This window comes from Plebeiibacterium sediminum (assembly GCF_026013605.1).
In the GTDB taxonomy this organism is placed as follows: domain Bacteria; phylum Bacteroidota; class Bacteroidia; order Bacteroidales; family Marinilabiliaceae; genus Saccharicrinis; species Saccharicrinis sediminus.
In genome coordinates this window covers 1-24513 of record NZ_JAPDPJ010000021.1, presented here as the reverse complement: position 1 = coordinate 24513, position 24513 = coordinate 1, and the positions used below count along the sequence as shown (strand labels likewise).

19 protein-coding genes and 1 riboswitch are annotated in these 24513 nt (G+C 31.6%); of the genes, 4 read left to right on the top strand and 15 right to left on the bottom strand.

Annotated elements, in window-relative coordinates; all coding sequences use genetic code 11:
- Window position 1: 1 nt before the first annotated feature.
- The 12 genes from prmA to ligA form a co-directional block, all read right to left on the bottom strand.
- Window positions 2-844, bottom strand: coding sequence for a 50S ribosomal protein L11 methyltransferase (prmA, locus tag OM075_RS10590; RefSeq protein ID WP_301190482.1), 843 nt, complete (start codon window positions 842-844; stop codon window positions 2-4).
- Between the two features lie 103 nt (window positions 845-947).
- A complete protein-coding gene (gene tpiA / locus OM075_RS10585; RefSeq protein WP_301190481.1) occupies window positions 948-1703 on the bottom strand; it encodes a triose-phosphate isomerase in 756 nt (251 codons plus the stop codon).
- 24 nt (window positions 1704-1727) lie between these two features.
- Window positions 1728-2960, bottom strand: a complete 1233-nt coding sequence (locus OM075_RS10580; protein ID WP_301190480.1) for a BT_3928 family protein — start codon at window positions 2958-2960, stop codon at window positions 1728-1730.
- An 8-nt stretch (window positions 2961-2968) separates the two neighbouring features.
- Window positions 2969-3523, bottom strand: coding sequence for a DUF1599 domain-containing protein (locus OM075_RS10575; RefSeq protein WP_301190479.1), 555 nt, complete (start codon window positions 3521-3523; stop codon window positions 2969-2971).
- Between the two features lie 146 nt (window positions 3524-3669).
- On the bottom strand, window positions 3670-5775 hold the full coding sequence (locus OM075_RS10570) for a tetratricopeptide repeat-containing sensor histidine kinase (RefSeq protein ID WP_301190478.1): 2106 nt from the start codon (window positions 5773-5775) through the stop codon (window positions 3670-3672).
- Between the two features lie 35 nt (window positions 5776-5810).
- Window positions 5811-7451 (bottom strand): SulP family inorganic anion transporter, encoded by a 1641-nt coding sequence (locus OM075_RS10565; RefSeq protein WP_301190477.1) that lies wholly within the window; start codon window positions 7449-7451, stop codon window positions 5811-5813.
- A 427-nt stretch (window positions 7452-7878) separates the two neighbouring features.
- A complete protein-coding gene (locus tag OM075_RS10560; protein ID WP_301190476.1) occupies window positions 7879-8676 on the bottom strand; it encodes a YoaK family protein in 798 nt (265 codons plus the stop codon).
- A 143-nt stretch (window positions 8677-8819) separates the two neighbouring features.
- Window positions 8820-11534: a PAS domain-containing hybrid sensor histidine kinase/response regulator gene (locus OM075_RS10555; protein WP_301190475.1), complete on the bottom strand. Its 2715-nt coding sequence runs from the start codon at window positions 11532-11534 to the stop codon at window positions 8820-8822.
- A 110-nt stretch (window positions 11535-11644) separates the two neighbouring features.
- A complete protein-coding gene (locus OM075_RS10550) occupies window positions 11645-13042 on the bottom strand; it encodes a COG3014 family protein (RefSeq protein WP_301190474.1) in 1398 nt (465 codons plus the stop codon).
- An 82-nt stretch (window positions 13043-13124) separates the two neighbouring features.
- Window positions 13125-13712 carry a penicillin-binding protein activator LpoB gene (locus tag OM075_RS10545; RefSeq protein ID WP_301190473.1) on the bottom strand — a complete coding sequence of 196 codons (588 nt, stop codon included), beginning with the start codon at window positions 13710-13712 and terminating at the stop codon, window positions 13125-13127.
- A 59-nt stretch (window positions 13713-13771) separates the two neighbouring features.
- Window positions 13772-14299 carry a DUF6913 domain-containing protein gene (locus tag OM075_RS10540; protein ID WP_301190472.1) on the bottom strand — a complete coding sequence of 176 codons (528 nt, stop codon included), beginning with the start codon at window positions 14297-14299 and terminating at the stop codon, window positions 13772-13774.
- 22 nt (window positions 14300-14321) lie between these two features.
- Window positions 14322-16358: an NAD-dependent DNA ligase LigA gene (ligA, locus tag OM075_RS10535; RefSeq protein WP_301190471.1), complete on the bottom strand. Its 2037-nt coding sequence runs from the start codon at window positions 16356-16358 to the stop codon at window positions 14322-14324.
- Window positions 16359-16455: 97 nt separating this feature from the next.
- Window positions 16456-16680, top strand: a riboswitch (cobalamin riboswitch).
- A 90-nt stretch (window positions 16681-16770) separates the two neighbouring features.
- Between ligA and OM075_RS10530 the strand changes: the two genes are divergently transcribed.
- The gene (locus OM075_RS10530; protein ID WP_301190470.1) at window positions 16771-18672 is read left to right on the top strand and encodes a TonB-dependent receptor plug domain-containing protein; all 1902 of its coding nucleotides are present in this window, start codon (window positions 16771-16773) and stop codon (window positions 18670-18672) included.
- A gap of 11 nt (window positions 18673-18683) precedes the next feature.
- Window positions 18684-19736: a YncE family protein gene (locus OM075_RS10525; protein ID WP_301190469.1), complete on the top strand. Its 1053-nt coding sequence runs from the start codon at window positions 18684-18686 to the stop codon at window positions 19734-19736.
- A 75-nt stretch (window positions 19737-19811) separates the two neighbouring features.
- On the opposite strand, the gene OM075_RS10520 is transcribed toward OM075_RS10525, so the two are convergent.
- From OM075_RS10520 to OM075_RS10510, 3 genes are all read right to left on the bottom strand, one after another.
- Complete coding sequence (locus OM075_RS10520) at window positions 19812-20069, bottom strand: hypothetical protein (RefSeq protein ID WP_301190468.1); 258 nt, start codon at window positions 20067-20069, stop codon at window positions 19812-19814.
- On the bottom strand, window positions 20056-20430 hold the full coding sequence (locus tag OM075_RS10515; RefSeq protein WP_301190467.1) for a phage holin family protein: 375 nt from the start codon (window positions 20428-20430) through the stop codon (window positions 20056-20058). Before OM075_RS10515 ends, OM075_RS10520 begins: the two co-directional genes overlap by 14 nt.
- Window positions 20431-20538: 108 nt before the next feature.
- Window positions 20539-20826, bottom strand: coding sequence for a YtxH domain-containing protein (locus OM075_RS10510; RefSeq protein WP_301190466.1), 288 nt, complete (start codon window positions 20824-20826; stop codon window positions 20539-20541).
- Between the two features lie 193 nt (window positions 20827-21019).
- Between OM075_RS10510 and OM075_RS10505 the strand changes: the two genes are divergently transcribed.
- Together OM075_RS10505 and OM075_RS10500 are read left to right on the top strand one after the other, a co-directional pair.
- Complete coding sequence (locus OM075_RS10505; RefSeq protein ID WP_301190465.1) at window positions 21020-23248, top strand: RelA/SpoT family protein; 2229 nt, start codon at window positions 21020-21022, stop codon at window positions 23246-23248.
- Window positions 23249-23938: 690 nt separating this feature from the next.
- Window positions 23939-24448: a sigma-70 family RNA polymerase sigma factor gene (locus OM075_RS10500; protein ID WP_301190464.1), complete on the top strand. Its 510-nt coding sequence runs from the start codon at window positions 23939-23941 to the stop codon at window positions 24446-24448.
- Window positions 24449-24513 lie beyond the last annotated feature (65 nt).

The window sequence follows — 24513 nt, the reverse complement described above, 5'->3', positions numbered from 1 at the left end:
ATTATTTTGAATGCGTATACGCAATCGCTACCCAATTGTTATCCTCCTTAACTGAAATTTTCTTTAAATTAAACTGAGTACATTTAGCATCAATAACGTCAATATCAGAACTATAAAATCCACTTAAATACAATGATCCATTGTTGTTTAAAACGCTTACGTATTTTTCAATATCAGCCAGTAAAATATTTCTGTTAATGTTTGCCAGAATTACATCATAAGTTTCATTTCCAAGCAGAGAAGCATCACCACAAAATACTTCCATCTGATTGATGTTGTTAAGTTTAATGTTTTCATTGGCATTATTGTAGGCCCAATCTTCAATGTCAATTCCGATTACTTTAGAGGCATCTTTCATAGCACACAGAATACCTAAAATTCCGGTTCCGCATCCCATATCTAATACTGTTTTACCTGAAAAATCAGCATCTAAAATATGTTTTATCATTAATCCGGTAGTTTCATGATGTCCGGTTCCAAAAGCCATTTTAGGCTCAATTAAAATGTCATAATCAGTTTTGGGGATTTCCTGGTGAAAAGGACTACGAACAATACATCTGTCATCAATTATTATAGGGTTAAAGAAATGTTTTTCCCAGGTTTCATTCCAGTTTTGATCCGGCATTTCTTCATGAGTATAGCTAATTGTATAATCTTTATTTTGTAATATTTGTAGACTGTTTATATCATCAGTTGAAAAACTGGCTGTTGGAATATAGGCATTGATGCCTTCTTGAGTTTCTTCAAAACTATCGTATTCAAATTCCGCTAGTTCAGCAGTTAATATATCTCTGATAAAATCATTTATCGGACTAATGGTGAAAGAGACTTTTGTGTATTGCATTTGAGATTATATTTTATTTATTCGGACAAAATTAACAATTAGTTCAGCATAAAAAAAGCCGTCGGCAATGACGGCTTTTCTATTATTTATTTGTGGTTATCGATTAAAATGCATCGATAATTCCTACAAAATCTTCAGCATTTAATGAAGCACCTCCAATAAGACCACCATCAACATCTGGATTAGCAAATAATTCTTTTGCGTTACTAGGCTTACAGCTTCCACCGTAAAGAATAGAACAGTTGTCAGCAACTTCAGCACCAAATTTGTCAGCAACTACTGAACGGATATAAGCATGAATTTCTTGAGCTTGCTCTGGTGTAGCAACTTTTCCTGTTCCGATAGCCCATACAGGTTCGTAAGCAAGAACGATTTTACCAAACTCTTCAGCTGATAAGTGGAAAAGAGCTTCTTCGATTTGAGTTTTTACAACTTCATTTTGCTTGTTAGCTTCTCTTTCTTCTAATACTTCACCAATACAGAAAATTGGAGTTAAACCATTAGCTAATGCTAAGTTAGTTTTTTCTTTAAGGATTTCGTTTGTTTCTCCATAGTACTCTCTTCTTTCAGAGTGACCTAAGATAACACACTCAGCTCCTGTAGATTTTACCATAGCAGCAGAAGTTTCACCTGTGTAAGCTCCTGATTCTTTGTCAGCACAGTTTTGTGCAGAAACTGCAATTTTACTAGCATCAACAGTTTTTACTACTTCAGTAATGTGAGTAGCTGGAACACCAATAACAACTTTACAGTTAGGTGTTTTTCCAGCAAGAATGCTGTTTAATTCTGATGCTAACTCAACTCCTTCTTGAAGAGTTTTGTTCATTTTCCAGTTTCCGGCAACAATGTTTTGTCTCATCGTAATAAATGTTTGTAATTAAAACTATATTGAATTATTTTTTTTATAAAGTATTAAAAATGACATTAATATACTCAGTAGTATGATGATGTAAATGACATTTTTTTCATTCTTATCCTTTAATTGCTTCAATGCAAAAGAAGTTGGGTTGGCAAACTGTTTGGCATTAGGAATATCTTTGTAATGCCATTTACCAATTACATTTCCATCCTGAATTAATACCAGACCAGGGTTTGACCTGATCATTGTTTTTAACATGGTCTCGTCAGCTGTTAAGTAGTTAAAACCAGCTTCAGTACTAAACTCAAAGTTTGTGATATCTTCAGAAGTAGATGCAGTTACAAAAAAAGTGTCAAATCCCTTTTGAAATAATGCTTTATTTAAACTTTTTAAGCTATCGATATTCGCACCCCATGTTCCTTTATTGATTTGAGGAGAAATAACCAATAAAGTAGGTGTACTTTTTTCAAGAAGTACCTTAGTAATATCTTCACCTTCATCATTTGTTAACACAAAGTCATGAATAGGTGGCTCATATCCCTTACTGATTACTTTTGTTTCACTATCAATAAATATCCATGTTGAATCATTGTATGGATAATTAGAAGCTTCAAATGTTTTTTGAACACCATCTTTTTCCATAATAAAGCTGGTTTCATATTCCGGCTGAGCAGCACCTTCCGGAATAATCATTCCTTCGGTGATGTTGTTACCAATTTTATAAGGTCGAAAATCTATAATTGGCAAATGGTAATATGAGTAAAAAGAAACACTTAGTATGATGGCTGTACTTGCAAAAGAAAAAGTAAGTTTATTGAGAATACTTATGGTATTAACGAATTTCTTTCGATTGATAAATAAAAATAAAGTAGGAATTAAAAGTACTATATTTTTAGCAAAGGTTTCCCAGTTTGTTAGTTTAACAGCATCACCAAAACATCCACAATCAGTTACAGGGTTGGCAATTGCAATTCCAAGTGTAAGAGGAACAAATATTACCATAAAAAGCATCGCAATAATAGACGAAGTTTTAATTCTAATGCCCAGTAATATATGAATACCGGTTAAAAACTCAAGTGCTGAAACAATAAATGATAATGGAATTACAATAAAGGAAAAATCGCTCAAATGAAAAGAGCTTAGGTAGTCTCCAAATTTAATTGCACTTCCTACAGGATCAACAGCTTTAACAAAACCAGAAAAAATAAATGTTAATCCTACAATTAATCTACTTAAATAATAAAATAGTTTAGTCATGTAATACTTTAGTTTTCATTTTCAGGAAAATCCAAATGAATCATAGCAAAAATTGCATAATTGATCATGTCGAGATAATTTGCATCAATGCCTTCCGAAATGATTGTTTTACCTTGATTATTTTCAATTTGTTTTGTTCTGTGAAGTTTCATTAATATCAGATCAGTAAATGAACTAATTCTCATACTTCTCCAGGCTTCATCATAATCATGATTTTTATTAAGCATCAGATCTTTAGCATTGTATATGTTCTTTAAATATAATTCTAATGCTTTTTCATTATTCATTTCAGGCTGATCAGAAGGACCCAATTCCAATTGGATAATTGCCATAGAAGCGTAGTTAATAATTCCTATAAATTCGGATCTGATATCTTCATCAACTTTTGAAACACCTTTAGTTTCTATACTTCTAATTCGTTGTGCTTTAATAAATATCTGATCAGTCATTGATGAAGGTCTTAGAATGCGCCATGCAGTTCCATAATCCTTCATTTTTTTTTCGAAAATATCTTTGCATATAGCTATTACATGCTCAAATTGCTGATCTGTTTTTTGCGACATGGTTATTTTTAAAATTAAGCCGTAAAAGTATCAAAAATTCAATTAATACGGTAAAATATCAAGGTTGGATTGCTTAAAAAAAATATAAATAAGCTTTAGAAAAGCATAAAATAAAGGCTCAGCAGGAATGAAACAAACCGTTGTAATTAGTTATTAGCAGATACTGGTAAAGAAATGAAAAAACTACTTCCTAAGGATTCTTCACTTTCAACCCATATGTTACCATTATTTTTATCAATAAACTCTTTACATAATATCAATCCTAATCCAGTTCCCTTTTCTTGTTCAGTGCCATTTCTGTGAACATCTTTTTCTATTTTAAATAATGAGTCCATAACCTCTTTATTCATGCCAATACCATTGTCATTTATGCAGATCACCACTTTATTTTCTTCTCTGCAACATGATATATTGATTAAACCTCCTTTATGGGTGAACTTTATGGCATTGTTAAAAATATTAGTAAAGACTATTTTAATTGTAGGAACATCAACATAGATTTTTTCGTTCTTGTTAATGTTATTTTCAACCTGAATGTTTTTTATCTGAGCAGTTCCCAAATAGGCCGAGATACTGTCATTCATTATTTCATGGAGTAAGCAATCTTTTTTTTGAATTTTAATAAAATCTTGCTGAGAGTTTGCCCAATACAAGAGGTTCTCAAGCAAATTAAATGTAGATTCGGAAGATTCTTCAATTAATTTAATATGCTTGATTCTTTCTTCATCATTATAATCATAATAGGATAGGGCTAAATCATTACATAATCCAATAATAGCAGTAAAAGGGCTTCTTAAATCGTGTGCAATAATAGAAAAAAACTTATCCTTGGTAGCATTTAGTTTATGGAGAGATTCTGTTTTTAAGTTTATTAATTCAATGTTGTTTTCGAGTTGTTCCTTTTGATTATTAATAAGTTGATGCTGAGAGTGAAGTTCGTTGTTTTTCTTTCTTAATCTGATTAGAAAAAATATAATTGTGATAACACATATCGAAAGAATTCCTATGGTTCCTATGGCAAACCATATTTTGGACCGCATGGTAGTCTTTTCAAGTTCAGATTGCTTGTTTTCTAATGCTTGCTTAAGATATAATCTTTCTAACTCATCTTTTGTTTTTTCTTCCTTTTCAAATTCACCCAATAAGCTAGCTACTTTTTGTGCTTTATATAGATATTTGGGATTCGTTGATTCCTGAGATGCAACATAGGCTGCTTTATACTTTTTTTGAGTAGCAAGCGCTTTAGCTTTAAGTTGAAAAACCTCAGGAAGATGATTTAGAATATCAGCTTTTTCAGAAATCTCAATACAGGAATCTATAAATTGAATGGCCTTATCATATTCTTTAAGTCCAAAATATAGTTCCCCCTTTCGTTTATATAGTTTACTCTGAATTTGAGGAATGTTAAGTTGCTTACTTAATTCTGCTGTGAGGTCAATATAATATTTAGAGGAATCAATAGCGTTTAATGAATTGTAATATTCTGAAATGGATAAATAGAAATGAGCTTTTAAATAATTACTGTTTAATTTAGGCAGAAGTTTGAACAGTTCATCGTAATCATTACGGGCTTCATTACTTTTACCGTTTCTTACTTTTAATAAACCAATGTTTGAGTATGAAACTGCTATTTCTCTTGAACTTGTAGTGGAGCTTAATTTATCGTAATTTAAAGATTTCTGAAAGTAAAATAGTGCCAAATCAAAATCATTTAACTTTTTGTATATAACACCAATGTTATTGTATACAGTTGCAAGACTTAAGGTGTCATTAAAATTTTGTGCAATTTTTAAGGCTCTGAGACTTAAATTTAGACTTTGGATTTGGTTGGAGCTGAATGAATAAACATAACTCATTCCCTTGTAGCAATCTAACAACATTGCTGTATCTTGCAGTGCAGAGTAGATATCTGTTGCTTTATCAAAATACTCAATTGATTCTTTGAACTTCCCCTGTTCAATGTATGCTCTGGCTTTGTAATTGTAGGCAAGAGCTTGCCCGTTTCTATAATTAATGTTTATAGCTTTTTCTGCGGCCTTTGAACTATAATATTGAGAACTGTCGAGATTGTTACCTCCATACCAATAGGCTAGCTTATTGAGGTTGTCAACTTGCAACTGGGGGTCAGCAATTGATGCTGTAAATTCCCTAAGAGAGTCTAGCTGTTGCTGAGTTTGACAGTAGACTTTATTGCTTATAATATAAAGTATTGATATCAGACTTATTCGTATGCAATTGTGTAAAAATTTCATTTATATCAATACTTTTTATTCTTTGATGATTGTTTTTAATTGTTTTCTGGTTGATTCACATACGACACAGCTTCTTCAAAAGATTCAAAAATATTGGAAGAATCTATTAAATCTATAATACCAAATTTGGTAAAATCACTGTATACATCGTTGTTTATTCCTGATAATACAATATTTACATTTTTTTGTGTCAGTGATTTAACAGAGCTTTTAAAATTGTGAATTCCTGTTTGATCAGCAAAAGATACATGTCGCATTCTGATTATAATAGTATTGTAATCAAGACCAATACGTTCAATTACCTGAGCATATTTTTTTGAGGATGCAAAAAATAAAGGGCCACTTATTTCATATATGCCAACATGTTGTGGTAATAGGGAGTAATCTTCAATAACATCTGTATCTACAATGTTATCGATTCTTTTATCTGCAATATCAGACATCCGCTTCATAAATAGTAAAGCAGATAAAACAACTCCAACTTCTATGGCTATTGTTAAATCAACAATTACAGTCAGAATAAAGGTGGTTAAAAGAATAATAATATCAAAAAAGGATCCCTTAAGTATAGAAACAAATGATCTCCATTCGCTCATATTATAGGCTACAACAATTAAAATACCAGCAAGACAAGACATTGGGATAAGTTTTGCCAGGGGACCAATAAATAACATGATAAGTAGTAAGGTTACTGCATGAACCATTCCTGCAATTGGAGTCCGGCCACCATTTTTAATGTTAGTTGCAGTTCGGGCAATAGCACCAGTTGCAGGAATACCACCAAAAAAAGGTGTAATAATATTGGCAATTCCTTGTGCAATAAGCTCAGTGTTGGATCTGTGGTTTCCACTTATCATTCCATCAGCGACCACTGCAGATAATAGAGATTCAATACCTCCAAGTAAAGCTATTGTAATGGCAGGTGCAAAATAATTGTGTAACTCAGAAAACTGAAATTCCGGAATATCAAGCGATATATTTCTTGGAATATCCCCGAAAAATGTTTCAATGGTACTTACAGGTATTTTAAATATAAACACAACAAAAGTTATCAATACAATTGCAATGAAAGATCCAGGTATCTTCTTAATGATTTTGTTTGAAAAAACACAGATAACAATAGTAATTAAAGTAATAGCAATTGCACTATAATTTACGTGATTTAGATTTGTAAAATAGAAAGACCATTTTTCAATAAAATCAGCAGGAGCTTTACCAACATCAATGCCTAAAGCATCTTTAATCTGAGTAGAGAAAATAATTAAAGCAATGCCACTTGTAAAACCAACAATTAAGGGCTGAGGAAAAAACTTTAAAACATTACCTAATTTCAACAGTCCAAAGATGATTAGAATTACTCCGGCCATTATGGTGGAAATAATTAAACCATTCAAACCATATTTTTCAAGAATACCAAATACAATAATAATAAAGGCTCCGGTAGGACCACCAATTTGAACTCTGCTGCCACCAAGTAATGAGATGATAAACCCTGCAACAACTGCTGTAATTAAGCCTTTTTCAGGAGAAACTCCTGAAGCTACAGCAAAAGCAATAGCAAGGGGTAGTGCTACAATACCAACTATAATTCCAGCTAAAATATCAGAAGTAATTTGTTTATGGTTAATTCCTGATTTTAAAAGACTAAAAAATTTTGGTTTAAAAATACTATCCATTAATTTGTATATTATATAATATCAGTGGTTTATGTGCGAATGCATTTTGTATGTTTAAAATTTCATACAAAGACCTTTTTTATGATTATCATGCACCTGAAGTCTAGAAAAGCTTAAAAATACAAATCCTTTTTATTAAACTATGATGAAGAGTTACACTATTTTATATAAAGAGCATAAGTCATTAATGAAAGTAGATAGTATAAAAACGGATTACAATATACTTTTATAGTCTTAAATATTATATAATCAATATTTTAAGAGTGTATTTGGTGTTTGCCTTAATAAATTCTCTTGCGTAGAGAACTTGATGATATTATATTAAGTGTGTCAAATGGCGTTTATTTATATTCATTATACCATTATAGAGTTGTAATGGTGCTCTATGATGATTAAATTGGAATAATAGGTTATCTATACAAATAACCTATGCAATTTTGTTCTGCTTCTTAATTTCATTAATTGTAATTTCTTTAGCAATATGGTTGGCAATTTTCTTTTCCTTATATTTTCTTCTGTTACGAATTATTCTGTACCTGAAATCATCATAAAAAACACCAAATATTAAAATTGATGCACCAACAAATAATGTATTAAGCTTCAGGTCCACTTTAGAATATATAATCCAACCTGTTAAACCTCCTGAAAAAAAGAAGATAATTATATAAATGCGCAGTTTAATAGTCGAGGTTAAATTTATTTTATCATTGTTCGATTTCGGGAAAAATAATTGAGATATTTCTATACCGAGATCAGTAAAAAGTCCTGTTAAGTGTGTTGTTCGTACAATTGCATTTGAAATCTTTGTTACAAAAGAATTTTGAAGTCCCATTGCGAATAGAAGCAGACAAACAATAATATCCGGATGTACAATAACAATGTAATTAGTAATTAAAGCAATATTAATTAAAATCAGACTTTCAAGAATTGTTGGCAATAAAAAGACATTAAGTTTCTTATTTTCCCTGAATATTTCAATCATAAAGCTGGAAGTAAATGATCCAAAGAAAAATGAAAATATATATACGAAATAGATAGTTCCTTTCCAAAAGTCAAAGTCTGCAACATCATATATAAACAATGCAAAATGACCTGTTACATTTGTTGTTAATCTTCCAAAGGATAAAAAACCAACTACATTTACTATTCCTGCTACAAATGACAAAAGTGTAGCGATTTGTATATTTTGTTTTAATGTCCTGCTTTTACCTTGATGTCTAAACATTCACTAATATATTTGCATTATTAAATTGCAAATGTATTTAAAAGCGTTCCTCGTTATTCTGTAATGAAAATATTTTAAGAGAAATTAATAATTCATAAATAAGAAAATAAATTTTGGTGGTTTATATGTTAATAAGTGTATAATTATTTATGAGGTTGCTTGTATTTAATAGGAATTGAAAATGAAAATTTAGATCCTTTGTTAATCTCAGAATCTACCCATATTTTACCTCCAAGTAGTTCAACTAAGCTTTGAGAAATTGAAAGTCCCAAACCTGTTCCACCATGTGTTTTTGTAATTTGAGGATTGGCTTGGGCAAAACGTTCAAAAATTTTATATTGTTCATCAGCAGCAATGCCAATACCTGTATCTTCTACATAAAAAACCAGATAACTATGGTTCACTACTTTATAGCCAATTTCTATTGTTCCGTTTTGAGTAAACTTAATAGAATTGCTTACCAGATTGGTTAATATTTGCCTTAATTTATTTTCGTCAGTATAAATTGAGGCGTCATCATCATTAAGCGGATTCTCTATTTTAAGCGTGTTGTTATAATTCTGAATACGTTGCGAAAAAGCTTCAGAAATTTCCAAGATTAGTTTGTTTATATTTACTGCTGTAATATTGAGTTCTATTTGTCCAGTTTCAATTTTCGATATTTCAAGAACATCATTAATAATGTCCAGTAATTGTCTTCCGCTATTAACAATTACAGAGATGTAATATTCTCTTTCTTCAGGATTTAGCGTTTTTGCTCTGAGTAATTCCGAAAATCCAATAATACCATTCATTGGAGTACGGATTTCGTGGCTCATATTTGCTAAGAAAGATGATTTTAATCTATCGCTTTCTTCTGCATGTTCTTTAGCTTTTATAAGTTCTAATTTATCATGTTCTCTTTCTGTTACATCTCTTACAATAGCTAATGTTTGATATTCATTTACATAAACCATTCGTGACTCATAGATCCTGTTTTGATCTCCGAGAGTTATTTCGTAGTTATATGTATTGGTTTCTTTTGTTTCAAGTACTCGTTTAATTTTTTCGTGAGTTAGTTTTGAAATATCCTCGGGTAGGGTTTCGTCAATACGTCGATTAATAAAAAATGTACCTTCCTGAAATAACTGTGTACTATCATTAGTATGATAATCCATTATAGTGCCATTTTTATTAAAAACAAACATCATATCAGGAATAACAGAAAGCAGACCATTTAACTTGGCAATGTTCAGTTCAAGTTTTTCATTGCTTTGTTTTAAATTTCCAATTAGGGATTTTTCTTTTGATATGTCTGTAATAGTCCCAATTCCTTTGTAGGCAATATCATTTTTAAATAAAATAATTCCGTTACCTAATACGTGCTTAATATTGTTATCATCAATTTTTAATCTAAACTCAGATTTCCATGCACCTAATTTATTTAAAGCATTCTTCCAGTATTGATTGATTTTGTCTCTATCTTCAATTAAAATCAATTGATTTAAACCAGTATATGTTTTTATATTATTTAGTGATGGCGATATGATATTGGGATTACTATGCCATATCAGATCATCTGTAATTGGATTCCATTCAAATATGATATCCGAAATATGTGTTGCTACTAATTTAAATTGCTCCTCACTATCTTTTAAAGAGGATTCAGCAATTCTGGTTTCTCCAATATCCTGAGCAACGCCATGAATTCCGGAAAAGCTGCTATTGTGGTCTTCAGTAGGTCTGAGAGATGTTCTTATCCAGTGATACCGGTTGATGTTATCCTTAATCTTCATTTCAATTAATACAGTAGATCCTGTTTTTACACTATTTAGTGCATCATAAAATCTTACTTTATAATTTTCATGAACAAAGTTGATCAAGTGATGTCCAATTATTTCCTCAGGTAAGAAACCTATAATTGTAGTTACTACAGGACTGATGTAAGTACATATTCCTTCTTCATCAAGAGTAAAAATAACATCGTTAATCTTTTCAACCAGGTCCTTGTATTTTAATTCACTATCTTTTAGGGCATCCTGAATTTGTTTCTTCTCCGAAAGATCTTCAACAATTCCAATACCACCACATATTACATTGTCCTTATTGTAAACAGGGGAGGATTTTAATAAAACATAAGTACTTTCGTGACTGGTTGTAGTGTTATATTCTCCTTCATATTCTCCTTCAACTCCTGTTAGAGCACTTTGTATACAAGGTAGTACTCTTTTGTCATGAAGCAGATTAAGATCTAATCCTGTTAGAATCGCTTTGTTTGATTTTAATATTTCACAGAATTTGTCATTACAATCAGTAATTGTCAAATTGGTATCCCAATAAAAAATACCCAGGGGGGAAGATTGAAAAAACTGTTTAAACTTAATTTCATCTTCCGGTAATGGATCTATTATTATTTCAGGTGTTTTATCTGACTTTTCAATGAATTTAAGATCATCTTCAATGATTCGTTTTAATTTCTTTATTTGAGCAATTTTGTCATCAGGGTAGTTGTTTTTAACTCTTGAATATAAACATAATGCAGCAAAAATGTCTCCTGAAGGATTATTTACGGTTATTCCGTAAAAGCATTTTAATCCAGAAGCAAACTCTGTACTTTTATTGTATTTATTGTTTAATTGAAGGTTAGATATAAAACGATTTTTTCCGTCTTGAATAATCTTTCTGGTAATGCTGTTTTCATTTGTATTTCCTTGAAAAAGAGTATTTTCATTAGGATGATTATAGGCTATGGCAATAATCTTATTTAATTCTATTTCAGTTGCAAGTATGATACACCCATCCAATAACTCAGCTATCAGACTAAACTGAGTTTTCCATCGTTTTAGATATGGATTATAATTGTGCTTATTTATGTTCACTACTATACAATAAAATTACAAACATTTAAAGTTATGCATTTTCATATCTTTTATTTGCTATTTTATTTGAATGCCTTGTTTTTATTGATGAAAGTGTATTTTTTTCTCAATTAATCTAATTTGTAACTTTCCAGCTGATGGTAAGTAAAGAAAATATCTTCTCCTTTTTTTATGTTAAATTCAAGCTTCTCCTTTTGTTGGCCTTGACCAATTTCTAATTCAATTTTGTTTTTACCTTCTTTTAGGGGAATCCTGGAGTAATAAATAGAGTAGGGAAGTGACTGCCAGTTTCTGGTGTCTGCTTTTTCAGTAATTGCATTTATAATGCTGATGACACTACCCAGATTTTTATTTTCACTATTAGCGATTTGTTCAAGAGCTTTTTTAGTAACTAATCTGGCAATCCCATTAGCTAATTCCCGAACCATTCTGTCCTGTAAAGATTGAAAAGCAATCGCATTTATATCCTGAGATAATTCAAGATTAAAATGCAAACTATCAATTCGAACAGAGGCTTGTTTATATACTGGTTCTCTTTCTATGTATTTTGGGAAAGCTATTCTAACAAAGGATAAATTTCTAAATGCACTTTGCTCATTTTTTTTTCGATTACCAATATAAATAGGGAAGTTTAAGCCATATTCTTCATTAGCAAAGGTAATCCAACCATCGTTATAACCTGAATTGATAAAATTTATACTCCACTCTGATTTTACAGGTCCAAATCCATTCATCCATAAAAATACAAGACTTCCATCTGGTTCTGATTCCGGATTATACTCTAAATTAAACAGGTTGCTGAAATTTGAGTATTCCTGCTCTAATCCGGATTGATATGCAGTTCTGACAAGGTCTTTCTTTAATTGGTCTGGAGTTTTTACATTAAAGAGTTTACTGTAGCTGTTTTCATATGCCTCATAAGCATTTCTGTAGGCAATAAATGCATTGTTTTTATCACCGGAGGCATCATAAATCATTCCCATTAGATTATGGGCAAAAGCATCGTTTGAATATTTGTTTTTTGTTTTCTTATACTTGTCGTTTAATTGTTGAAGTATAATATTCACCCTACGACATTCAACAAGAGCCTCTTCGTAATTTTGTAGCATTAAATAGTTTAAGGATTTGTAATAATGCACCATTACATTTTCAAAATCCTCAGGTTTATATGGCTTTACCATTGGGTTAGAAATCAGCGCCAGAGCCTCATTTCCATAACCACTTTTGTAGTCTTCGTTATATAAATCCGCTTTATTTAAATAGTAGTTACTTTTTTCATAATTTCCCAGCGTAAAGTTTACCATACCCTGATTCATGTAAAAAAGAACTCTGTTAATTCCCTTTTCGGATTTAGTGTCTTTGTTTAAAAGTTTTTCAGCGGCATTAAAATCACCACTGACTATATAATTTTGAAGTTGATAGTTTTTTTGATAGTAAGTTGCACAGCTTGTTAACAGAGTAAGTAACAGACCAAAAAATATATAATTATATTTTGATGGAAAAACCATGAAATACCAGAATAAGTGATACAAATAAACCTTTCTGCTACTGTATAGAAAGGTTTAATTATTAGAATTTTACATTAAAGAGTTATTTGACAATATACTTTTTAATCTTTTTATCGCCCATCCAAACAATTTCATTCGTTTCAAGATTTGATAACTCAAGATTTGTTTGATAATAGTTAACTCTTTCTTTTTTGTATGTATCCACAATAGAATTGATGTCGCCGTTCAGCATAAAGTCAGCACCCAATTCTTTTCCCCATGCTTTAGCTGTTTCCATCGATGCAAATTCTTGCTGAGCAGCTCTTTCTTTTCTTAATTCTTCTCTTTTATCTCCAGCCTGAACTAATCTTACTCTGCCACTGTTTATAAAAGCCTTTTCAATATCTTTTATAAAAGTGTCAGAACTAATATGTTCGTGAGACTTATTATATATCAATCCTACAACAACAACGGGTTTAGTACCATTATTTGCTTTTAAGTGATTATCGATCCAGGCTCCACCCAATATTTGATTCACCATATCTTCTGCTACCATTCTGGAATCTGTGTCATTCCATCTACCACTTAAATCAATTGATTCATCTACAGAAACTCTTTCTACTTTATGAGTCATACAAGATGATAAAATAAAAAGAAAAGATATTATTGGAAGTAATAATTTGGTATTCATGATGATAATATTTTGGATGATTAATTATTATTCTTTTTAACCAGTCAATTATTATGCCACTAGCTATTTATTATACCAAGATAATAACTGATTTGTTCATTCAGATATAAAATATTATTTTTCTTTTCTCCACCATCAATCATTAAATCATGCATATTTTTGTTCAGATGGGCAGGGCCAACCTTAAATTTAGCATAAGAAGATCTTACTATCACTTCTGTACAAAAATCTTCGTTAGTATATAAATTTATTAAAATATCGAAATCCTTAGCAATAAACTCCTTTAAAAGCTCTGATTTTGGCTGAAATAACCAATTTAAGTCCTTAATACAGACATAATGATGGTTATTGTCCCCAATTAGATTATCCTGAATGATTTTTGCATTGGAAAAACCTAGTAATTCAACCTTAATGTTTTGATTAATATAGGATTTTTCAACTTTTTTAATGGCAGATAAATCCTCGTTAGATAATGAATCGTATATAATTCCTATTTTTTTAGCATGTTTTAAATTGCAAATAATAGGTTTGTAATTTCGCTTTTTAAGCTTACGATTTAATAAATAGTTACCAATTTTTATCCTCAATTTTTTAAAGTAATTCACAGATTTAATTTTCTAATAATTCAATAAAATCAGTTTCGTTAATGATCTTAACGTTTAGTTTTTCCGCTTTCTCAAGTTTGCTGGGACCGGTTTTTTCTCCTGCCACAAGATACGATGTTTTTTTAGAAACACCACTCAGGTTCTTTCCTCCATTAGATTCAATAATGCTTTTAAGTTCATCGCGTGAAAAATTAGTAAATGTTCCACTTACAACGAAAGATAAGCCATTAAACTTGTCGCTTTCCAATGCTTCTTCAGCAATTTCCAGCTGTAAACCAGTGTTTTTTAGTCTTGTGACTAAATTTTTATTTTCTTCATCACTAAAATATGTAATTACACTTTCGGCAACTTTGGGTCCAATATCATCAATAGCAACAAGATCGTCATATGTTGCAGATGCTAATTTATCAATGGTGTTAAAGTTTTTACATAATACTTTAGCTACTGTAGCACCAACATGTTTGATTCCCAATCCGAAAAGCACATTAGGATAGGGGATGTTTTTTGAAGCTTCTATTCCTGCCAAAAGATTTTGAGTGGATTTTTCCTGAAAAGTAAAAATCTTTTTATTCTCGTCCTGGTCTTCAACAATTCTTGATAAACCATTCAATGTATCAAAAGTCAGATCGTAAATTTCACTGACATCTTTTACTAATCCTTTTTCAAAAAGAAGATCTACTATTTGCTCTCCGAAAGAGTCGATGTTTACTGCTTTTCTGCTCACAAAATGCTCAATCTTTCCTTTTAATTGAGGAGGACAGGCTTTATCGTTTGGACAAAAATGAGCAGCTTCTCCTTCTGGTCTTATCAATGGTGTGCTGCATTCCGGGCACTCATTTATAAATTCAATTTTGGGAGCTTGAGCATCACGAGCGCTCTCATCTGCTCTTGTAATCTTAGGAATTATTTCACCACCCTTTTCAACAAAAACCATATCATTTTCATGAAGGTTTAATTGCTCAATAATATCTGCATTGTGTAGTGAAGCTCTTTTAACTGTAGTGCCTGCCAATTGAACAGGTTCAAGATTTGCTACAGGTGTAATTTTTCCTGTTCTGCCAACCTGATAACTCACAGATAATAGTTTAGTACATGCTTCCTCAGCTTTAAATTTATAAGAGATAGCCCATCTTGGTGATTTTGCGGTATAGCCAAGTTCGTTTTGCAGATTGATGTTATTTACTTTAATAACAATACCATCAATTTCAAAAGGCAAATTGAATCTTTCTTTATCCCAGTATTCAATGAAACCATTGATCTCAGTCAGAGATTTACATATCTTATAGTGAGTGGGGATTTTAAAACCCCATGAACGTGCTGTTTCTAAATTTTCTGAATGTATTTCAGTAGGAAGATTTTCTCCTAAAAGGTAATATAAATAGCAATCTAATCCTCTTTGTGCCACCTCTGAGCTTTTCTTCATTTTTAATGAGCCTGAAGCTGCATTTCGAGGGTTAGCAAATGGTAATTCGCCATTTAGTTCCCTTGTCTCATTCAGTTTAATAAACTCCTCATTGGGTAATAAGATTTCTCCACGTATCACAAATCTCTCAGGATAATTTCCTTGAATACTAAGGGGAACACTTTTAATTGTTTTTACATTGGCAGTTACATCATCACCTTTTTCACCATCTCCCCGGGTAACAGCTTGTGCAAGTCTTCCGTTTTCATAGGTTAAGCTTATAGATGTACCATCATATTTTAATTCACATACATACTCAATCTCTTCTCCAATCGCTTTGGTAATGCGTTGATGAAAATCAGCAATTTCACCTTCGTTATAGGTATTGCCTAAGGATAGCATAGGATATTGATGAACGATTTGCTGAAAATCATTTGATAAATCGCTTCCAACCCGGTGACTTGGACTGTTGGGATCTTCAAATTCCGGATGTGACTTTTCCAACTCAATCAATTCCTTCATCATTTGATCAAATTCAAAATCAGTTATTTGAGGTTGATTGAGTACGTAATAATTGTGGTTGTGTTTATTTAAAGTATCTCTTAAAAGATTAATTTTTTCTTGAATATCTGTTGCCATCGTAGTTTTATAAGTTTCTATGCCTAGAAAAGTGTAAAAATACAACTTTGGATAAAACTAAAAAGTGACTAATAGTTTTTTATCATGGAATAAGTTGTATTTTTGTTCCGAAATTGGTTTGATAATTATAGAGTTATATAATTATCAATTTAATAGGGAATGTCGTGAAATTCGACAACAGTATCCGCTGCTGTAAGTTTCGATTTTGAGTTTAATTCAAAATAGTATGCTTACTATCAAAATGCCACTGTCTGTTTTATGGATGGGAAGGCGATAGTAAGTCGGAATAAGTCAGAAGACCTGCCAATTTGTTTAGTATGTTCATGTTATTCGGAATAGATATCATGGTACAATTCTTTCTTTTGTATCCCTGAAATTGTTGTGAATAATTGATGTAATTATTATTGAGGGGATGAAAAACTGGCTGTTTTTATTTGTGATTTTTATTGGGCACTATTCTGTTGGATTAACACAGGATATGGCAAGGGATACGATGCATATTGTTGAAGTTGAGATTATCGAGTCCAGAAGAGAGTTGTTGTCGGATACAGAAAGGAAAATTACAATAGATACTTCCCAAATGCACAACTATTTATCTACTGATGTATCCTATCTTTTGTCAAAAACTTCACTGGTTAATATTTTAAATTATGGAGGAGAAGGAGCACAGTCTTCTATTAGTATAAGAGGTGGGGGAAGTTCGCATACAAGTGTGTTGTGGAATGGTTTGCCTATTAACTCATTAACAACAGGCGGTGCAGATTTATCCATGGTGAATGTACGTGGATTTGATGAAATAAATGTGATTTATGGAGCCTCAGGAAGTGTATATGGTAGTGGTACTTTTGGTGGTGTGGTTGAGCTAAATAATCTTTTAGATTTTCATAAGAAAAAAGAATTTAATGTTAATGCCGGTTATGGCAGTTTCTCAAACCAAAAATATGGTTTTCAGGCCAGGGTTGCCAGTGGTCAGGTAACCTACTCCGGTCAGTTGTTTGTTTCTAAAATAAAGAATGATTTTAAGTATACCGATCAGCTTGAATTGGGTCATCCAACAGAGACATTAACGCATAACCAAACAGAGGGCTATGGAATGATTCATAATGCCAATTTTAAGTTGGGAAAAAACTATTTGAACGTCGGATTATGGTATCAGGTAAAGGATAATAATATTCCAGGCACTATGGGTAGAGGAAAGCCTGTGAGTTATCAGAATCAAATCGATTCAACTTTAAAAATAGCCTGGGGTTACAAAAGGGTTTTTAATAATATAAAAGCTGAATATCAATCCGGATGGATCAGAGATTATATGTTATATACAGATAAGGATCCTGTAACTATGAATTATAGAACTTATTCCGAAATAGGATCTTATCGTTGGCTAAATTCAATAAATACTAGATTTTACTTAAATGACAGGTTTGATTTTGATGTGCTGTTCAGATATAATTATTTAATTGGTGATGTTACTGCTTATCAGAAAAAAGTATATGAACATGAGGGTGGGCTTTCTGTTTCCGGGAGATATCTTTTTGATCATTCAAAGATAAATATATCATTAAGTCAGGATTTAAATACAGAAACTTCACCTCCGCTTATGTTTAGTTTGGGAGGATTACACCAACTATTATCTCAGCATATTACTTTACGAGGAAAGTTTGGGACACATTATCGAAGACCTACATTTAATGAGCGTTATTGGATTCCGGGAGGAAATGTAAATCTAAAATCTGAAAAGGGTTATGGATTTGAATTTGGAGCAGACTGGAAGAAAAATATTAATGCATCAGATTTTGTATTGCTAAAAACATCCTTCTTTTTAACTAATAATGAAGAAATGATTTTATGGATGCCTACACTAAGCGGTAATTCAGAGCCTCAAAACTCCAGTGAGGTAATGTCAAGAGGTATTGAAGTTGATTTTCATTGGTTGAAAACTTTGGGTAAGTCAGATTTAAATTTCTATATAAGATACGGTTTTAATGATAGTTATTATAACGATGAATCAGATGTAAATTATAAACAAAATCTGGCTTATAAACCAAAACATATCATTAGAACTAATGTTGTATATGGACTGAAGAATTTGGACTTGTCTTTAAATAATTCTTTTCAGTCGAAAACAGAAGCTACAAGTGGGTGGCTGATGAAAGAGGTGTTTTTAACTGATGTTATCTGTAATTACAGATTTAAATCATTGCACTTAGAGGGGCAGTTTAAGGTTGAAAATGTTTTTAATGAATCGTATCAGATGGTTTATGCTTATCCAATGCCGGGTAGAAACTATTATATCGGAATAAATTATAAATTTTAATAAACATAAAAATGAGAAAGATTGCAAAATTGGCATTTTATGCCCTTATCTTTTCATTATTAGTAGTATCATGTACTGATGATGAAGAAAATTATGGATTATATGGAAAAGGTGTTTATGTGCTAAATGAAGGTTCTGCAAGTGGTTCCGTATCCTATATAAATACAGATAACGATGATGTTACAAATGGAATATTTGCCCTTAATAATGGTGTTCCATTGGGTCAATATCCACAGTCAATGGCTTTTTCTAAGGACTATTTGGTCATTGTTGTAACCACTTCAAATGGAGCCGGATCTATTGAAATTGTTGACAAGGAAACAATGTTGAGTGTTGCTGCATTTACCGAATTAAGCTATCCAAGAGAAGTGACCATATATGATAATAAAGCATATGTTACAAATGGAAGTGGAGAAGGTGTTGTATATGTTGTTGATTTAAAAACATTAACAATGAACAGTACTTCAATTGCTGTTGGACATGGACCTGAAAAAATGGTGGTTTCTAATGATAAATTATATGTAGCCAATAGTGGTGGATGGTTAAATGATGATAATACTGTTTCGGTTATTAATTTGAATACACTTACTGTAGAGAACACGATTACGGTAAAAGCTTGTCCTAAGGATATGGTTGTAGATGCAGATGGAAATGTATGGGTTAATTGTGGTGGAGCTCCTGATTACTCAAATTATCCAAATGTATCATATACAGATGCTGGGTTATCAAAAATTAATACTGAAGATAATAGTGTCACTTCATGGCCAATTGCTAATCCTTCAGGAACAGTAAAAAATATGGCAGTAAGTCCTGATGGAAGTACAATTTATTTTGTATCAGATGCAGTTTATGCAATGGAGGTTTCATCATCAACTTTACCATCTGCTAAATTTATTGATGATACTTTTTATGGTATTGATGTAAATCCTGATAATGGAGATGTTTGGGTATGTGACCAATTAAGTTATTCTGATCCAAGTGTTGTTAAATGTTATTCTAAAGAAGGTGCATTTAAAGCTGAATATACTGTAGGAGTGAGTCCTAATTCTTGTATGTTTTGGTAAGATATTCTAGTATAAGATAATTGTAAAACGGCTGTTCATGATATAAATGAACAGCCGTTTTTTTATATTTTACTTTTACTCTTCAGAAGTATTGCTCTTTGCCTTATGCTTTTCTACAAAATGCATAATAATTGATTTTGCTAAATCAAAAACAGGTTTATATAGTTCGTTTAGCATCGAAGAAAAAAACCTGAAAGGATTTAAGTACTCTCTTAATTCAAGTTGCTTTATCTGTAATTTCTTTTCTGAAAGCCGGATTTGATAATGTAGTTGAATCTTTTCATTTTCAAAATCCTTAAAAGATTTGATGTGGCTATATCTATTCCTTGTCATACTTACTAAAATTTTGAAAAAATATTTGGATGAATGCTTTGATAACCGGAGTTTGAATTAAATATCTCTTGAGTAAGTAAAAGATTATTGCAACCAGCACATATACTCCGGCAATAATTAAAAATCCCAGCTCATTACTTTTGGTGTAAGTACCTATTGCAAAGGCTGCTGCCATTGATACAAATATTAATACAAACATGGCGATATAAAATAAAACCACCTTTACAGCAATGCCTGAAACAAATCGACTTAAATCTTCTGCAGCCTGAAGTTTTGTTAAATCAAGTTTGCTTTGGAAATAGGTGTTGATCTCTTTTTTTATATCAGAAATCTCTTCTGAAATAGTTTCTTTCCTGTCCATAATAAATTAGATATATTGAAATATGATAGAGATAAAAAAGCCTGAAGCTAATCTTTTTTCAAAATAAGAAATTAGTTTCAGGCTACAATAAAAAAATCAAATTTTCTACTAATTTGCACTACTGGTTGGTTCCAAAGTTTTTTTGTACTCATCAAGAAGTTTTTCAATTCTTTGTTCAATGTTGTGAATTTTTTCTTTTAATTCTTCTTTTAGTTCTCCACCTTTAACTTTTAGTTTGTCTTTGGTGTTTTGCATTTCTTTTTCTAGTTCATTCAACTTGTTTTTTAATTGATCACGAGTTTCTGAACCTTTTTGAGGAGCAAATAATAATGCGGTAGCAGCTCCAACTATTGCTCCGGCAATCATTCCTCCAAAAAACAGACCACTATTTCTCATAACTCCTATTTTTTAAGCTGTTAAACAATGTGTTATCGATATTTAATATACCATAAATAGCAACAAATGTCAACTTTTATGCAAAAGGATTTGACAGAATGTTTTGTTTAAACGTATTTGTGATATATTTTTGGAGACTAACGATTGAAATGAATAATATTTATACAAGATTATTACATCTTATATCAATTTTATGGAAAACCCCGTATTAATAAGTGACGCTGAAAAGATAGAAATCAAAAGAAACTACAGAAATCTTTTGAGAGCGTGTAGGAATATTTTAAGTAATGAAGATGTTACTGAAATTCGAAAGGCTATAGAAATATCTCTTGAGCGTAAAAAAGAATACAGGCGACCTTCAGGTAAATTATCTGCTATACATTCATTAGAAGTGGCCAATATTGTTGCTTCTGAAATAGGTTTAGGGCGTACATCAATTATTTGTGCTTTATTATATGATGTTATTCAGCACGAAGATATTGTATTAAATGAAGTGTCTGCCATCTTTGGTAAAAGTGTTGAAGAGATCATTAGCGGACTTTTAAAGGTAAAAGATCTGTATGATAAAGACACCTCAATAGAGACTGAGAACTTTAGAAAACTATTGCTGTCATTTGCTAAGGATGTTCGTGTTATTCTAATAATTCTGGCAGACAGGCTTGAAACAATGCGTAGCCTTAAGCTTTACGATATAGAAAGTCAGCAGAAAATTGCTTCTGAGGTTGGTTACTTGTATGCTCCAATGGCCCATCGTTTAGGTTTATATACCATTAAATCAGAGATGGAAGATATGGTGATGAAGTACACCATGAGAGAGGTTTATGATGATATAGCACAAAAGCTAAATGATACCAAAAGAGCCAGAGATAAGTATATTAAAGACTTTATAGCACCGTTAAAAAAGGAATTGGAAGAAGCTGGTTTGAAGTTTGAAATTAAGGGTAGAACAAAAACCATTCACTCTATTCATAATAAAATAAAAAAGCAGAATACACCTTTTGAGAAAGTGTATGATTTGTTTGCGATCAGAGTAATATTAAACAGTAAGGAAAAAGATGAAAAGGCCGATTGCTGGAAAGTTTATTCTATTGTAACCGATAAATATCAGCCAAATCCATCACGATTGAGAGATTGGTTATCCATTCCTAAATCAAATGGATATGAGTCGTTGCATACCACGGTATTAGGTCCTGAAAAAAAATGGGTCGAAGTACAAATCCGAACCAATCGTATGAACGAGGTTGCAGAAAAAGGTCTTGCTGCACACTGGAAATACAAAGGTGGAAAGGGTGAGAAAGGTATGGATCAATGGTTAGGAAACATTCGTGAAGTACTTGAAAACCCTGAAAGAAATGCCATTGATTTTATTGATGATTTTAAGCTTAATCTTTATGATGAAGAAGTTTTTGTATTTACGCCTAAAGGAGATTTAAGACGTTTGCCAAAGGGAGCAACCGTTCTGGATTTTGCATTTGATATTCACTCAGGAGTAGGTAAAAAGTGTATTGGAGCTAAAATAAATGGTAAACATGCTTCCATAAAGCAAGAGCTTAAAAATGGAGATCATATTGAAGTAATTACATCAAATACTCAGGAGCCCAGAAGTGAATGGTTAAATGTTGTAGTTACCTCCAGAGCCAAATCAAAATTAAAGCAGGCTTTAAAGGATTTATTATATAAAGAATCGGAGTTTGGTAGAGAAACCTTAGTTAGGCGACTTAAAAACTGGAAGCTGGAATTAACAGATTCGTTAGTGCATCAGATGGTGAAGCATTTTAAAATGAAAAGCATTAACGACTTTTACAGGGAAATAGCTATTGGTAATATAGATGTTTCCAGCATTAAGGAGTATATCGTTGGTCTGGAAAAGAAAGAAGTTGAGAAAGATGTGGCCGAGGTTGCTTTACAAAAGAGTGCTACAAACTTTGTGGCCAATGTAGATGAAGAGCTAACAGGGGCGACTGATGTTTTAATGATTGATAAAAATCTTAAAAATGTAGATTATTCATTGGCAAAATGTTGTAATCCTATATTTGGAGATGAGATTTTTGGTTTTGTTTCAGTTTTAGGTGGAATTAAGATTCACAGAAAATCCTGTCCTAATGCACCGGATATGCGTACAAAATTCGGGTATCGTATTGTAAAAGCTCAATGGACTACAGGTGCTTCTGCTAATTTTCAGGCTACACTTAAAATTACCGGAACAGATGATATTGGTATTGTAAGTAATATCAGTCAGGTGATCACAAAAGATCTTCATTTAAAAATGAGATCAATTTCAATTGACTCCCAGGAAGGTAGTTTTGAGGGCACAGTAACTGTATTTGTAAATGACACAAGTATGCTCGACACCATGATTAAGAAAATAAAGAATGTAAAAGGAGTTTATTCCGTAGCAAGGATTGATTCATTCTCCAGATAAACAAAAGATAGTTTTTAAAAAAGGTTGTTTCCTGATAGCGAAGCAACCTTTTTTTTATTCAAATAGTCCGAAAAAAAATAAATGTATTGGTAAGAATTCTTTTTTTGAGCCAAAGGATCGATTATGTTCCAGATAGGCCTTGGCAAGGAGACGGTTTAATGAAAAACACCAATATTATTGTTTATGGAGCTAAGTATAAAAGCTGTTAGTATAGTTTGATATGAATCAGAGACGTACCAAATAGGGAACAGCAACGTACCAAATGTGGATATTCCACAAATATATAGTTCATATCATTCAGGTATGATTCACATCTGATTCACTAATCAGTGAGCCAATAGTGAGCCAATAGTGAATGATAAGTGAGGGAATAGTGAGTGACATCCGCATCTGATACGACTATGGTACGTATCAGGTCCTTTGCAGGTAGGTAGATAATGCGATTAGGTTATGCTTAATGATTAAGAAATTATATGTTCTAGTGCGGTCTTTATAGTTTTATTGGTTATTGAAGCAATAAATAGTTATGACATATCCTATAAAATCATTTATAAATGATTTTGTATAATTGTATTTTTTCAGAAACTTTGTACGCTCCAAAAAAAAAATGGGATGTAACAGGAATATAATCGAATATTTAATTTTAGAGTCTTCTGAAATTGGGGATGCTATAGAAATATTGATGTAAGTATGAGTAATGAATTAGATTTAGGGAAGAAAAGTAATTATCATCGATTGTATTCTGAAATGTATACGGGCTTAAAGTACTTTGCCACAAAATTACTGAATTCAGAAGACGAAGCTGAAGATATTATTCAGGACGTATGGATTAAAGTGTGGGATAAAAAACCTGTATTTGAAAATAAACATCAGCTTAAAGCCTATTTATATCAATCCATAAGAAACGCTGCTCTGAATCAGATCAGAAACTCCACTAAAAAAGGTGAATATCAGGCCGGGATACTTATTGATGAATTTGAGGAAGATATCAGTTCCAAGATTATAGAATCTGAAATATATGCATTGGTAAATCAAACTTTTAGTCAACTGTCTGATGCTACCAAAAGGGTTTATATTGAAAAGCTTAATGGGAAGAAGTATAAGGAAATTGCTGAGGACTTGGATATTTCGGTCAATACCGTTAAAAAGCATATCAATAATGCCAATCACGGATATGTAAGTATAACTCTGTCTGATTGATTTAGATTATTCAAATTAAATTATCTTTTTTCTTAAAACCAATTCTCAAAAGCTTTATTGAGAAG